Raw genomic sequence first — 14170 nt, 5'->3', positions numbered from 1 at the left:
ATATTTATATTGTTCTAGTAGGGAAAGTTACTTATGAGTGATTGCATTTGTTGTGTTTGGGTAGCATGAAACAGACACGACGCACCTACTTGAAAGGAACGGCGGCATCGGCACTGATCGGCATCGGCGCGCTTAGCAGCCTCTCCGGTTCGGCGGCGGCGGAATCGAACTTCGGCCTCGAGACCGGCTTCGCGGATACGTCGTGGTTCAACGACGACGTCGACGTACACACGGTTACCGAACCGACGCGGAGCGCGGTCGAATCGGCGTTCAGCGCCAGCGGACCACGCGTGGTCGTTTTCGAGACGAGCGGGACCATCGACCTCGGCGGGACCGACCTGGCGATCACCGAGGACTACTGCTGGGTGGCCGGCCAGACCGCGCCCTCGCCCGGGATCACGTTCATCAACGGGCAGGTCCGGATCAGCGCGAACAACTGTGTCGTCCAGCATATCCGGTCGCGGATCGGCCCCGGCTCGGACGGTTCGATTCAGAGCAACGACGCCTTCAACACCGCAGACGACACCCAGAACAACGTCGTCGACCACGTCAGCGCCTCGTGGGGGACCGACGAGTGTCTCTCGGTCGGCTACGACACGCAGGATACGACAGTGACCAACTGCCTCATCTACGAGGGGCTGTACGACCCCTACGGCGACGAGGCCGACCACAACTACGCCACTCTGATCGGCGACGGCGCTTCGAACGTCACGTTCGCGGGCAACGTCTGGGCCAAGACCCGTGCTCGTATTCCGCGACTCAAGAGCGATACCGAGACGGTCATCGTCAACAACCTCGCGTACTTCTTCGACGAGTCGGCGAACATCGATAGTTCGGCGGTAACGTCGTTCGTCGGCAACGCGTATACGGGGCTGACCGACGATCAGGACCAGATCATCGAGGGCGACGGCACGGCCTACTACGCGGACAACTACACCGCCGACCCGTCGCTGGACGGCACTGACTTCGCCAGCATGGACAGCGAGAGTTCGCCGCCGCTGTGGCCAAGCGGCCTCGAGGAGATGCCGTCGGGTGACGTCGAGAGCCACAACCTCGCCAACGCCGGGGCGCGGCCGGCCGACCGAACGCAAAACGACGCGCGGATCGTCCAGGAGATCGCCGATCGCGCCGGTAACGATCGGCTCGACTCGCCGTACGACTACTGGGTCGGTCACCACGACGAGGTCGGCGGCTATCCGGAACTGCCGGTGAACACTCACTCGCTCGACGTCCCCGGCAGCGGCCTCCGCGAGTGGCTCGCCGACTGGGCCCGAGCCGTCGAGGACGGGAGTTCGCCGCCCGACGGCGGGAGCGGCGGAGACGACGGAAGCAGCAGCGGTCCAATCTCGACGGGCACCTACGAGATCGCCAACGTCAACAGCGGTCTCCGTCTCGAGGTCGCCGACGCCTCGACTGCGAACGGCGCGAACGTCCAGCAGTGGTCCGTGACCGGGAGCGCCACGCAGCAGTGGTACGTCGAGGATACCGGGAACGGCGAGTACATCCTCGAGAACGTCAACAGCGGTCTCCGTCTCGAGGTCGCCGACGCCTCGACCGCGGACGGAGCGAACGTCCAGCAGTACGCCGACTCCGGCTGTGACTGCCAGCGGTGGCACATCAACGACGAAGGCAACGGCGAGTATACGCTCGAGGCGGTCCACAGCGGCAAACTCGCCGACGTGGAAGGGGCGTCGACCAGCGACGGAGCGAACGTGCTCCAGTGGCCCGACAACGGCAGCGCGAACCAGCGCTGGACGTTCGATTCTGTATAGAACGACATCGACGCGGTAGAGCGGCGTCGAACCGCGGTTTCCGCGTCGGTCGACGGTCAGCGCTCTCCGACGCTCCCGTCGGCCCGGTGCCCCGGCGAGCGGTCGAACCCGAGGTCGGTTCCCGCGAGTTCGCAGACGCGATCCTCGTCAACGTCGATTCCGAGTCCCGGCTCCGCCGGCAGATCTAGATAGCCGTCGGTCGGCTCGAAGAGCTCGTCGTTCTCGACGTAGCGCATCGCGTCCTCGTCGCCGACGACCACCTGCTCCTGTATCAGCGCGTTCGGCGCGGCCGCATCGACGTGCAGCGAGGCGACCAGCGCCAGCGGGCCGATGGGGCAGTGGGGCGCGATCGCGGCGTCGTAGGTCTCGGCCATGTCGGCGATCTTCTTCGTCTCGGTGATCCCGCCGGCGCTCGAGACGTCCGGTTGGACGACGTCGACCGCATTGGCCTCGAGGAGCGGTCGGAACTCGCCTCGGGAGTAGAGGCGCTCGCCGGTCGCGATCGGGATCGTCGTCGCCTCGGCGATTCGGGGCAGCGCGTGGTCGTGCTCGGGGGTGACCGGCTCCTCGACGAACATCGGCTGGAACTCCTCGAGCGCCGTCGCCAGTCGGCGGGCCATCGCCTTCGAGGCACGGCCGTGGAAGTCCAGCGCGACGTCGATCTCGGGGCCGACGGCGTCGCGGACCGCGCCGACGATTTCGCGCGCTTCACCGACGGCCGCCGACGTATCGATGATCTCGAGACCGCCCGTGGGAACCAGCTTCACAGCGGTGTAGCCCGCTTCGACGTGCTCGCGCGCTTCGTCGGCGGCCGCGGCCGCCGGATCCGCCACGTCGTCGGCGCTGTGGGCCCTGACGTGCTGGTAGAGCCGGACGCGGTCGCGAGCTGGACCGCCGAGCAGTTCGTAGACCGGCATCCCGGCGGCCTTCCCCTTCAGATCCCACAGCGCTTCGTCGATGCCGGCGATCGCGCTCATGTGAACCGGTCCGCCGCGGTAGAAGCTGCTTCGGTACATCGCTTGCCAGAGGTACTCGATCCGACTCGGATCCTCGCCGAGGACGTACTGGTGCAGCAACTGGTCGACGGCGCTCCGAGTCGCCGGTTCGCTGTCGCCCGCGAAGTGCCACTTGGTGTAGACCTCGCCCCAGCCGACGCGCCCGTCGCTCGTCTCGAGTTTGAGGAATTGCCAGCGCGGCGGCACCGCGTAGAGCTCGTAGTCTGTAACGTGCATCCAGTGCGGGATGTGACCGGTTCGCTCTTGAACGTTCCGACGATTCGAGGATCGAGAGCCGCTCCGTTCCGTCTCGACCGTCGCCGACACTCGGCTGCAGGCCGCTACTCGCCGGCCGAGCTATCGGCCGCCCAGCGCACGCCGTTTCGAAGGAGCGCCCGCGTCCCGTCGGTGGTGATCGCCGGCCGATCGTGCCCGAGCGAACAGTAGAACACGCGTCCGTCTCCGTACTCCTTCACCCACGAGACTGGCATATCTCCGATCTCAGGGTGGTCCATCCTCGCGAGCACCGTGAGGTCGTCGTCGCACTCGAGGACGTACGGCTCGTCCCAAACGCGGAAGTCCTCGAGGTCGGCCGAGACGGGGTGGTGGCTGTAGACGATGTTCACGTCGAACGCCCCCTGCGCCGGATGGGTGAGGAAGTGGCCGCCGATCAGCTCTCGGAGTTCGGGCGTGGGTTCGTCCCGGTTCTCCCCGTCGACGGTCGTCAGGTCCGACGCGGAGTGAACGCCCGCGTAGCCGTTGCCCGCGTCCACGAACGACAGGAGACCCTCGCGCTGCGCGTCGGTGAGCGTGCTGTCGGTCGTGTAGTCGACGAGGACGTCGTAGCCGTCGAGATCGGTCAACGACTCTCGGTCGGTCGTCAGCTCGGCCTTGATGCCGGCCGGGGCGAGCGCGTCCTCGATCGGCGGTCCCATTCGCTCGAGCCGGTGGAACGGAAACCGATTCCCGCCCACGATCAGCGCTTGTCTGTCGGTTGCCATACCTTCGGAGTTCGGTCGAGGCCACTTATTTCTACTTCCTCGAGGGGCGATTCAAGCCGAATGCGACCGATCGCTTCGATACCTGAACGCGCCGTTTTCCGGCCGCCAATGCAGAACGGTCTCGATCGAATTCTTTTTCCACAACATTACCGAGACGGAACGTATGGATTCAGTTCGAACGGGCGTTCTCGGTTGCGGCACGATCAGCGACGCGTACTTCGACGCGGACGACCGCTTCGATGGTTTCGATGTCGTCGCCTGCGCCGATCTCGACGCGGAGCGAGCGCGAGAAACGGCCGACGAGTACGAGTTGCGAGCGTGCGAGCCCGACGAGCTACTCGCCGCCGACGTCGAACTGATCGTCAATCTGACGCCGCCGTCGGTCCACCGCGAGACGTGCCGCGACATCCTGCGGGCGGGCAAGCACGTCTACGTCGAGAAACCCCTCGCTGCTAGCTTCGAGGACGCCGAGGCGATCCGCTCTACTGCGGCGGCCAACGGATTGCTGGTCGGGTCGGCCCCTGACACCGTGCTGGGCGCGGGGTTACAGACCGCTCGGTCGGTCGTCGACGACGGACGGATCGGCAAGCCGGTAGGCGCGACGGCCGTCTGGACGTCGGGCGGACACGAGAGCTGGCATCCGTCGCCCGACCTCTACTATCAGCGCGGTGGCGGTCCGCTCTTCGACATGGGTCCGTACTACGTGACCGCGCTCGTCTCCCTGCTCGGTCCCGCCAGTCGGGTCACCGGATCGACCGCCCGCACGTTCGAACGGCGGACGATTACGAGCGACCCCCGTCGCGGAGAGACTATCGACGTTGAGGTTCCCACTCACGAGTCCGGAGTTATCGATTTCGCCGATGGGACGATCGCGAACGTCCTGACGAGCTTCGACGCGCCCGGCCGATCGACGTTCGGCTCCCCCGCGTTCGAGATCTATGGGACCGAGGGGACGCTCCAGCTTCCGGATCCGAACCGGTTCAAGGGACCCGTTCGAATTCACTCGGCGGACGGGACGACCACGGACGTCGAGCCGACCCATGAGTACACCGCCGGTCGGGGGGCCGGCGTCGCGGATCTCGCGGCCGCCGTCCGGGGCGACTGGAGCCACCGAACGAGCGGCGCCCTCGCCGAGCACGTCCTCGAGATCCTTGACGGGATACGCGCCGCCTCGGACGACGACGCCCACGTCTCCCTCGAGACGAGCGTCGAGCGTCCCGACCCGCTGCCGCCGACGTTCCTGGAGTCGATCGGGAACTGACTGACCGCGGCCACCGGGTCGGTCAACTCGTGACGGGGCAGAGTTGTCTTGAACCGAACACCGTTTTCAAAAACTGGACAGCCGCGCGGAAGGTAAGCAACAGAAAATGTATATAGTAGCTGACCGCACTGTATTCTTGTAACGCATGAAATTCGGGATTTTCCCCATCGAAGGCGGAAGTCGATGGACGGGCGTCGTCGAACAGTGCCAGGTGGCCGAAGCGGTCGGATTCGAGACCTGTTGGGTCAACGATCACCAGGCGACGGAGGGCGACAACTACTGGCCCGCGCCGCTGACGCGCCTGACCAGCATCGCGGAGGGAACCGAGGACCTCGAGCTCGTGACGAGCGTGCTGATCCTGCCGTTGTACAAGCCAGTCGAGGTCGCCCAGCGCGCGGCGATGCTCGATAACATCTCCGACGGCCGGCTGACCCTGGGCGTCGGGCTCGGCTACGTCGAGGAGGAGTTCGAAGCGTTCGACGTCCCGATGGACGAGCGCGCGGGTCGGATGATCGAGGGCGTCCAGTTCATCAAGGAGTTCTTCGAGTCCGACGGCCCCATCTCCTACGACTGTCCGTTCTTCTCGGTCGAAGACTGGCAGCCGCTCCCCGATACGGTCCAGCAGCCCCGACCCGAAGTCTGGATCGGCGGCTGGGGCGACAAGCAGATCGGCCGCTCCGTGAAGTTCTCCGACGCGTGGGTGCCCGGCGTCGTCGCCGACCTCGCCACCGTCGAGGACCGCAAGGAACTCCAGAAAGAACGCGTCGCAGAGACCGACCAGGACTGGGAGGGGATGTCCCACCCGCTGATGCGCGAGGCGGTCATCGCCGAGACCGAAGACGAGGTCATGGAGCGCAAGGAGTACCTCCACACGACCTACCTCGATGAGTACGGCGGCGAGTTCTCCCATCCGCTGATGAACGCCGACAGCGTCGAGGATTTCGAGGAACTCGCAGACGACCGCTTCATCTACGGGACCCCCGAGCAGATCGTCGAGCAGATCGAAGCCATTCAGGAGCGGTTCCCCCTGAACGAACTCACTCTGCGCTTCCACCACTCCGGCATGCCCAAGGACCTCGTCGAGGATCAGATCCGCCTGTTCGGCGAGGAGGTCATCCCCGAGTTCAACTAGTCGGCTCCGTCGAACGGTTCTTTCCGAGCCGTCCCGTCTCGTCGCCGTCCGTCGCGGGCGGCGTCCGCACTGGATTCTTCGTCCCGCGAGTCCCGCCAACGGCTCTAGCTGCCCATCAGGGCGTGATTCCTCGCTCGTCGTGGTGCGACGGGATAGATCAGTCAGTACCAATGTTTATATATTTCAACCCGATTACCAGTACCTGAATGTCGTCCGAGCAGATCACCGTCCACCTGATCGGGGATTCCACCATAGCCGAGAAAGAGGCGAGCGCTCGCCCTGAAACGGGCTGGGGGACGCCGTTCGCCGACCGCTTCGACGAGTCGGTAACGGTGGCGAACCACGCCCGCAACGGGCGCAGCACGCGCACCTTCCTCGAGGAGGGCCGTTGGGAGCCGGTCGTCCGCGACCTGGCCGAGACCCATTACGTGTTCGTCCAGTTCGGCCACAACGACGAGGTCCCCTCGAAAGAGCAGTACACGGCCGAGGCGGAGTTCACGGCCAACCTCGAGACGTTCGTCGAAGAGACGCGCGAGTGCGGGGCATCGCCGGTGTTGCTCACGTCCATCGCGCGCCGTGACTTCGACGAATCGGGGATCCCGAAAGACACGCATCAGACCTATTCGGAGCTAACCCGGGAGGTCGCGCGCGATCGGGACGTGCCGCTTATCGACGCGGACGAGCGGAGTCGGTCGCTCCTGGGCGAGCTGGGTCCCGAGGCGTCGAAATCCCTCTACCTTCACCTGTCGCCGGGCGAACACCCCAACTACCCCGACGGCGCGACCGACGACACGCACTTCAGCGAGTACGGGGCTCGACGGATGGCCGAACTGATCCTCGACGGGATCGAAGAACTGAACCACGAGTTGGCTTCCCGCGTCGTCCCGGCCGATCGGTGAGCGGTCCGTTCTGACCGCTCGAGTCATCCTCGAGTCGTCTTCGAGTTACTAGCGAGCCGTACTCGCAACGCCGAGTGACCGAAGCAACGATTCCGACGCCGCTCGCGGAGTCGAGCGCGCAGTTCGAGACGCGAGCGTTACTCGTCGGGACCCCAGGCGTCGGCCATCCAGCCGCCGTCGGCGCGGAGGACCTCGCCGGTGATGTAGTGGTCGCCGGCGGCGAGGAAGCGAACGCAGTTCGCGACCTCTTCCATCGTTCCGAACCGGCCGAGGGGCGCCCGTCGATGCACGTCCTCGTCGGTGTAGCCGGCCGCGTCCTGGGTCTGTTCGGTGATGTCCGTGCGGATGAACCCCGGCGCGAGCGCGTTCACCTGGATGTCGTGGTCCGCCAGTTCGGTCGCGAAGACCCTGGTCAGATTGTCCACGCCGGCCTTCGAGGCGCAGTAGGGGGCCCGCTGTGCGAACCCCTGCTGGCCGATCATGCTGCTGATGTTGACGATCTGTCCGCCAGTCCCCTGTTCGACCATTCGCTGGCCCGCGGCTTGCATCCCGAAGAAGACGCCGGTCAGGTTCACTTCGATCACGTTCCGCCAGTCGTCGGGATCCATCTCGAGCGCGGGGGCGATCACCGTGTTCCCGGCGTTGTTCACCATGACGTCGAGCGAGCCGAACGCATCGACGGCGCCGTCGACGAGGGCCTGCACCTCGTCGCGGTCGCTGACGTCCGCTTCGATCCCCGCGGCGGTCCCGCCGTCGGCGACGATCTCCTCGGCGACGGCCTCGGCGCGGGCGCCGTCTCGGGAGTTCACGACGACGTTCGCGCCCTCCGCGGCGAAACGCTCCGCGAGTGCCTTGCCGATCCCCTTGCTCGAGCCGGTGACGATGACGGTACTGTCGTCCATGCGATATCGTACTCGTCTCGGAACGTCGATAAAACGTTTGTCACACCGTTCGCGATCCGACGGGCTGTCGATCGTCGTCCCGGACCGATCCGCTTCGGTAGTGACGCCGCGACAGCGTCCGCGTTGGCGAGTCACCGCGAGGCTATTCGCGTCGCGATCGCCTCCGTCACTAAATTATAAATAGAGCTTCGTGTAACTGCTGCTCGTGGTGCAAGATAACAATTCGCAAGACAGTGGACCCTATCGACGAGACGTCCTCAAATACGGCGCCGCGGGCGGCGCAGCGCTCGCCGCCGGCTGCCTCGGCGGGAGCAGTAGCACGGATCGGTTCCGCGTCTTCGACCCGGAGACGAGCGGGACGCTCCCGTCCCAGCGTCACTGCAACCCGTTCAATCCGACCCAACGTGGGACGTGGCATCCGGGGGCGCTCATCCACGACCGCCCCGTGATATACAGTCCGGCGGAGGTCGAAGTCTATCCGCTGATCGCGACCGACTGGGAGATGGCCGACGACACCACGCTGGAGTTTACGTTCAGCGACGAGTGGACCTGGCACAACGGCGATCAGCTCGTCGCCGACGACTGGGTCATGCAACTGCAGATGGCGCTCGCAATGCTGGAGTTTCAGGCCGAGGATGGCGAGCGACCGCACCAGTTCCTCGAGTCCGTCGAGGCGCCCGACGAGCAGACGGCGCGGGTCAGCCTCCACGATCCGCTCTCGGAGACGGTCGCGGTCCAGAACGCCACCGCCGCCATCCTCGGCGACGAGGCTCGCGGGATCTTCACCAAACACGACGACGACCAGTGGAGCGAGTGGCACAGCCAGCTCATGGAGGCCGACGACTCCGAAATGGAGGCCCTCGTCGGCGAACTCACGTCGGAGTCGTATCCGATGGTCGAAGACGTAGTGGGGAACGGTCCGTTCCAGGTCGCCGACATCGGGGACAACGTCATGGTCTTCGAGAAGTACGAGGACCATCCGAACGCCGACAACATCAACTTCAGCGAGTTCTCGATCCACCTCTACGAGAACGACATCCCCACCCAGCCGTACGTCAACGGCGAGGTCGACGGCGCACACAACGAGTTTCCCGTGAAGGACGACGTCAAGAGCCAACTCCCCGACGGGCACACGCTCGTCAGGGAAAACCTGTCGACTAACAAGTTGCTTACCTTCAACTGCGGGCACGACGTCTCCTACGACACGCCGTTCTCGAGCGCGAACGTGCGCAAGGCGGTCTGTCACGTCTTCGATCGTCAGCAGGTCGTCTCGGTCCTCGAGGGCGTCAATCAGGTGTTCGACTGGCCGCCGTGTCGCGTTCCGGGAACTACGCTGGAGGACGGTTCCCACGACGCCGCGGAGTGGATTCAGGACTTCACCGAGTACGGCCAGAACGACACCGAACGCGCCGCCGAACTCCTCGAGGAGGAGGGGTATACCCTCGAAGACGGCGAGTGGTATACGCCCAACGGCGAGCGCTTCGAGATCGACATCATGAACGGCTCCAAGCAGAAGCACATCGGCGTTCTCAAGGACAATCTGAACGAGTTCGGCATCGCGACGAACCAGGAGCAGGTCGACGACGCGACGTTCGACGAACGTCGCCATGCCGGCGAGTACGACATGATGCCCGATACGTCGTCGGCCAACGGCGTCCGGGCGATGTGGGCGCTGGATCTGGTGCCGGGCTGGCTCCAGCAGATCACGCACTTCGATCCCGAAGCGGAAATCCCGATGCCCGTCGGCGACCCCGACGGCTCCGAGGGGACGAAGACAATCAACGTCGAGGAGCACATTCGGGAGTGGCAGATCACCGACGACGACCAGTACCACAGGGAACTGCTGTGGTGGTGGAACCAGACGGTTCCACAGATGGAGGCGATGTTCCAGCCCGACGCCGGCGCCTACAACGGCGACAACTGGACGATCGACGGCCCGGACGGCATCGTCCACGGCGTCGACGACGCGCTCTATCTCGTCACCAAGACGAACGAGGCGACGATGGAGTACACGGGCTGATTTCGGCGTTCGCCGACTCGAGTGACAATCCCGTCGGACCGCCGCAGTCGGCGCATCGGTCGCAGTTTCGAGTCGACCCACACTCCTCCGATTCGAACCCGTTCGACTCCGCGCAGGCCAGCAGTTCGGTCTCTCTTCGGACGAGTACGGGTGCTACCGGACAGTATCGGACGACCGGCTGCTGAACCGGCCATCTATCACTGAAAATAATCATTGAATATATGTGTCCTGACTGCTATGGCTATCGAGTATGCTGGAAGGTAACAGCTGGTGGAGTAGCGATCAGAATCGACGAGACGTGCTCAAGTACAGCGCTGCGGGTGGAACGGCCCTCGTTGCCGGCTGTCTCGGCGGGAGCAGTAGCACGGATCGGTTCCGCGTCTTCGACCCGCAGTCGAGCGGGACGCTGCCGTCGGAGCGTCACTGCAACCCCTTCAACCCGTCCCAACGCGGGACGTGGCATCCGGGGGCGCTCATCTTCGACCGCCCCGCTATCCACAGTCCGGCGAAAGACGAGGTCTATCCCCTCGTTGCAACCGACTGGGAGATGACCGACGACACCACGCTGGAGTTCACGTTCAGCGAGGATTGGACTTGGCACAACGGCGATCAACTCGTCGCCGACGACTGGGTCATGCAACTGCAGATGGCGCTTGCAATTCTCGAGTACCAGGCCGAAGACGGGGAGCGACCGCACCAGTTCCTCGAGTCTGCCGAGGCGCCCGACGAGTACACGGCGCGGATCAATCTCTACGACCCGCTCTCAGAGACGGTCGCGGTTCAGAACGCTATCGCCGATTTCGTCGGCGACGAGAGTCGCGGGGTCTTCACCAAACACGACGACGACCAGTGGAGCGAATGGCACAGCCAGGTCACGGAGGCCGACGACTCCGAGATGGAGACCCTTCTCGAGGAACTCACGACGAAATCGTACCCGCTGCTCGAGGACGCGGTCGGGAACGGTCCGTTCCAGGTCGCCGATATCGGTGACAACGTGATGGTCTTCGAGAAGTACGAGGACCATCCGAACGCCGACAACATCAACTTCAGCGAGTACTCAATGCACCTCTACGAGAACAACAACCCGACCCAGCCGTACGCCAACGACGAGGTCGACGCCGCACACACGCAGTTCCCCGTCGAGGACGACGTCAAGAGCCAACTCCCCGAGGGACACACGCTCATCAAGGAGAGCTTCTCGACGAACAAGCTGTTCTCGTTCAACTGCGGGCACGACGTCTCCTACGACACGCCCCTCTCGAGTGCGAACGTGCGCAAGGCGGTCTGTCACGTCTTCGACCGCGACCAGGTCACCCAGGTCCTCGAGGGTGTCAATCGGATGTTCGACTGGCCGTCGTGTCGCGTCCCCGGCAACGTGCTGGACAGCGGTTCTCACGACGCCGCGGAGTGGATCCAGGACTTCACCGAGTACGGCCAGAACGACACCGAACGCGCCGCCGAACTCCTCGAACGGGAGGGATTCGAGCGCGACGGCGGCGAGTGGTACACGCCGGACGGTGACCGGTTCGAGATCGACGTCCTGGGCGGAACCAAACGGAAGGAGTTCGGCGTTCTCAAGGACAATCTGAACGAGTTCGGCATCGCGACGAACCAGGAGGAGGTCGATGACGCGACGCTCTCCGAGCGCCGGCAGAACGGCGAGTACGACATGATGCCCGACGGCTCCTCGGCCAACGGGGTCCGGGCGATGTGGGCGCTGGATCTGGTGCCGGGCTGGCTCCAGCAGATCACGCACTTCGATCCCGAAGCGGAGATTCCGATGCCTGTCGGCGATCCCGAGGGCTCGAGCGGGACGAAGACAATCAACGTCGAGGAGCACATCCGGGAGTGGCAGATCACCGACGATGATCAGTACCACAAGGAGCTGATGTGGTGGTGGAACCAGACGGTTCCGCAGATGGAAACGATGTATCAACCCGACGCCGGCGCCTACAACGCCAACAACTGGGAACTCGACGCGCCCGACGGCATCATCGACGGGACCGAGGACGCGCTGTACCTCATCCCGAAGATGGACGAGGCGACGATGGAGTACACGGGCTGATCGGGGTCCGTCGCCCGATCCTTCGTCGACCCATCGCTATCGACGGCTTGGTTTCAGGGGTGACTCCGTCCCCGTCGTCGCGAATTCGTTCGAAGGACGCCGGACGACAGGTCGGTTCCGGCTCCGAACGTGTCTGGATCGCTGACGGACCGCAGCGATCGAGCGCGTGATAAACTGGCCCGTCAGCCGCTGGAAACCATCTAATGGTTAATTATATATATCGCCTTCTATGACTAGGGAGTATGCCAGAGGGTAACAACTGGCGGAACAGCGGTCCTAGCCGGCGAGATGTCCTGAAATACAGCGCTGTGGGGGGTACAGCCCTCGTTGCCGGATGTCTGGGTGGGAGCGGTAGCACAGATCGATTCCGAGTGTTCGACGCGGAGACGAGCGGGACGCTGCCATCGCAGCGTCACTGCAACCCCTACAAGCCGACCCAGCGCGGGACGTGGCATCCGGGGGCGCTCATCTTCGACCGGCCCGTGATGTACAGCCCGGCGGAGGACGCGGTCTATCCGCTGATCGCGACCGACTGGGAGATGGCCGACGACACCACGCTGGAGATGACGTTCAGCGAGGATTGGACCTGGCACAACGGCGACGACCTCACCGCCGAGGACTGGGTCATGCAGCTGCAGATGTCCCTCGCGATTCTCGAGTACCAGGCCGAGGATGGCGAGCGACCACACCAGTTCCTCGAGTCCGCCGAGGCGCCCGACGAGTACACGGCGCGGATCAATCTCTATGACCCGCTCTCGGAGACGGTCGCAGTCCAGAACGCCACCGCCGACCTCGTCGGTGACGAGAGTCGCGGCATCTTCACCAACTCCTCCGACGACCAGTGGAGCGAGTGGCACAGCCAGCTCATGGAGGCCGACGACTCCGAGATGGATTCCATCCTCGAGGAACTCACGACGAAATCGTACCCGCTGCTCGAGGACGCGAACGGGAACGGTCCGTTCCAGGTCGCCGACATCGGGGACAACGTGATGGTCTTCGAGAAGTACGAAGATCACCCGAACGCCGACAACATCAACTTCAGCGAGTACTCGTTCCACCTCTACGAGAACAACAACCCGACCCAGCCCTACGCCAACGGCGAGGTCGACGCCGCGCACACCCAGTTCCCGGTCGAGGACGACGTCAAGAGCCAACTCCCCGAGGGACACACGCTCATCAAGGAGAGCTTCTCGACGAACAAGCTGTTCACGTTCAACTGCGGGCACGACGTCTCCTACGACACGCCGTTCTCGAGTGCGAACGTGCGCAAGGCGGTCTGTCACGTCTTCGACCGTCAGCAGGTCACCCAGGTCCTCGAGGGCGTCAATCGGATGTTCGACTGGGCGCCGTGTCGCGTCCCCGGCAACGTGCTGGACAGCGGTACCCACGACGCCGCAGACTGGGTCCAGGATTTCACCAAGTACGGCCAGAACGACACCGAACGCGCCGCCGAACTCCTCGAGGAGGAGGGCTACACGCTCGAGGACGGACAGTGGTACACGCCGGACGGCGAGGAGTTCGAGATCAATATCATGAACGGCTCCGAGCGGAAGGACTTCGGCGTTCTCAAGGACAATCTGAATGAGTTCGGTATCAAGACGAACCAGGAGCAGGTCGACGACGCGACGTTCGACGAGCGCCGACAGAACGGCGAGTACGACATGATGCCCGACGGTTCGTCCGCGAACGGGATCCGCGCGCTGTGGGCGCTGGACCTCGTGCCGAACTGGGTCCAGTCGATCTCGCACTTCGAACCCGAAGCGGAAATCCCGATGCCCGTCGGCGACCCCGACGGCTCCGAGGGAACGAAGACGATCAACGTCGAGGAGCACATCCGGGAGTGGCAGGTCACCGACGACGACCAGTTCCACAAGGAACTGATGTGGTGGTGGAACCAGACGGTTCCGCAGATGGAAGTGATGTTCCAGCCCGACGCCGGTGCCTACAACGCCGACAACTGGGAACTCGACGCGCCCGACGGCATCATCGATGGGACCGAGGACGCGCTGTACCTCATCCCCAAGACGGACGAGGCGAGCATGGAGTACATCGGCTAACGCCGTGTCGACGCCGACCGCGACGACGACAATAGTTCCCGCAGACCAAGATTTAAGAGCGTCTCG

10 protein-coding genes are annotated in these 14170 nt (G+C 64.3%); 7 read left to right on the top strand and 3 right to left on the bottom strand.

What is annotated here, in order from left to right; genetic code table 11:
• The first annotated feature begins 65 nt into the window (after positions 1-65).
• The gene (locus tag EH209_RS21860) at positions 66-1772 is read left to right on the top strand and encodes an RICIN domain-containing protein (RefSeq protein ID WP_229380309.1); all 1707 of its coding nucleotides are present in this window, start codon (positions 66-68) and stop codon (positions 1770-1772) included.
• A gap of 56 nt (positions 1773-1828) precedes the next feature.
• Here EH209_RS21860 and dgoD read toward each other — a convergent pair whose 3' ends face one another.
• Both dgoD and EH209_RS21850 read right to left on the bottom strand, forming a co-directional pair.
• Entirely contained in the window at positions 1829-3004 is a 1176-nt protein-coding gene (gene dgoD, locus EH209_RS21855; RefSeq protein ID WP_126664931.1) for a galactonate dehydratase, read from the bottom strand.
• A 104-nt stretch (positions 3005-3108) separates the two neighbouring features.
• Entirely contained in the window at positions 3109-3768 is a 660-nt protein-coding gene (locus tag EH209_RS21850) for a ThuA domain-containing protein (RefSeq protein ID WP_126664930.1), read from the bottom strand.
• A gap of 163 nt (positions 3769-3931) precedes the next feature.
• Between EH209_RS21850 and EH209_RS21845 the strand changes: the two genes are divergently transcribed.
• The 3 genes from EH209_RS21845 (at position 3932) to EH209_RS21835 (ending at position 7060) form a co-directional block, all read left to right on the top strand.
• Positions 3932-5029 carry a Gfo/Idh/MocA family protein gene (locus tag EH209_RS21845; protein ID WP_126664929.1) on the top strand — a complete coding sequence of 366 codons (1098 nt, stop codon included), beginning with the start codon at positions 3932-3934 and terminating at the stop codon, positions 5027-5029.
• A 145-nt stretch (positions 5030-5174) separates the two neighbouring features.
• Positions 5175-6161 carry an LLM class flavin-dependent oxidoreductase gene (locus EH209_RS21840; protein WP_126664928.1) on the top strand — a complete coding sequence of 329 codons (987 nt, stop codon included), beginning with the start codon at positions 5175-5177 and terminating at the stop codon, positions 6159-6161.
• Positions 6162-6367: 206 nt separating this feature from the next.
• Positions 6368-7060 carry a rhamnogalacturonan acetylesterase gene (locus EH209_RS21835; protein ID WP_126664927.1) on the top strand — a complete coding sequence of 231 codons (693 nt, stop codon included), beginning with the start codon at positions 6368-6370 and terminating at the stop codon, positions 7058-7060.
• Between the two features lie 137 nt (positions 7061-7197).
• On the opposite strand, the gene EH209_RS21830 is transcribed toward EH209_RS21835, so the two are convergent.
• On the bottom strand, positions 7198-7962 hold the full coding sequence (locus EH209_RS21830; RefSeq protein ID WP_126664926.1) for an SDR family NAD(P)-dependent oxidoreductase: 765 nt from the start codon (positions 7960-7962) through the stop codon (positions 7198-7200).
• A gap of 208 nt (positions 7963-8170) precedes the next feature.
• On the opposite strand from EH209_RS21830, the gene EH209_RS21825 reads away from it, so the two are divergent.
• The 3 genes from EH209_RS21825 (at position 8171) to EH209_RS21815 (ending at position 14104) form a co-directional block, all read left to right on the top strand.
• Positions 8171-9982 carry an ABC transporter substrate-binding protein gene (locus tag EH209_RS21825; RefSeq protein WP_126664925.1) on the top strand — a complete coding sequence of 604 codons (1812 nt, stop codon included), beginning with the start codon at positions 8171-8173 and terminating at the stop codon, positions 9980-9982.
• Positions 9983-10232: 250 nt separating this feature from the next.
• Complete coding sequence (locus EH209_RS21820) at positions 10233-12047, top strand: ABC transporter substrate-binding protein (protein ID WP_126664924.1); 1815 nt, start codon at positions 10233-10235, stop codon at positions 12045-12047.
• A gap of 242 nt (positions 12048-12289) precedes the next feature.
• Complete coding sequence (locus tag EH209_RS21815) at positions 12290-14104, top strand: ABC transporter substrate-binding protein (protein ID WP_126664923.1); 1815 nt, start codon at positions 12290-12292, stop codon at positions 14102-14104.
• The last annotated feature ends 66 nt before the right edge of the window (positions 14105-14170 follow it).

The organism is Haloterrigena salifodinae (assembly GCF_003977755.1).
In the GTDB taxonomy this organism is placed as follows: Archaea; Halobacteriota; Halobacteria; order Halobacteriales; family Natrialbaceae; genus Haloterrigena; species Haloterrigena salifodinae.
Note: the sequence above shows the minus strand (reverse complement) of the source record. Positions and strands in the feature narration are given on the sequence as shown.

What these genes read in the sequence shown, in the direction of transcription:
- EH209_RS21860 (WP_229380309.1), top strand. Translation starts at nt 66, where the DNA reads ATGAAACAGACACGACGCACCTACTTGAAAGGAACGGCGGCATCGGCA.
- dgoD (WP_126664931.1), bottom strand. Translation starts at nt 3,004, where the DNA reads ATGCACGTTACAGACTACGAGCTCTACGCGGTGCCGCCGCGCTGGCAA.
- EH209_RS21850 (WP_126664930.1), bottom strand. Translation starts at nt 3,768, where the DNA reads ATGGCAACCGACAGACAAGCGCTGATCGTGGGCGGGAATCGGTTTCCG.
- EH209_RS21845 (WP_126664929.1), top strand. Translation starts at nt 3,932, where the DNA reads ATGGATTCAGTTCGAACGGGCGTTCTCGGTTGCGGCACGATCAGCGAC.
- EH209_RS21840 (WP_126664928.1), top strand. Translation starts at nt 5,175, where the DNA reads ATGAAATTCGGGATTTTCCCCATCGAAGGCGGAAGTCGATGGACGGGC.
- EH209_RS21835 (WP_126664927.1), top strand. Translation starts at nt 6,368, where the DNA reads ATGTCGTCCGAGCAGATCACCGTCCACCTGATCGGGGATTCCACCATA.
- EH209_RS21830 (WP_126664926.1), bottom strand. Translation starts at nt 7,962, where the DNA reads ATGGACGACAGTACCGTCATCGTCACCGGCTCGAGCAAGGGGATCGGC.
- EH209_RS21820 (WP_126664924.1), top strand. Translation starts at nt 10,233, where the DNA reads ATGCTGGAAGGTAACAGCTGGTGGAGTAGCGATCAGAATCGACGAGAC.
- EH209_RS21815 (WP_126664923.1), top strand. Translation starts at nt 12,290, where the DNA reads ATGCCAGAGGGTAACAACTGGCGGAACAGCGGTCCTAGCCGGCGAGAT.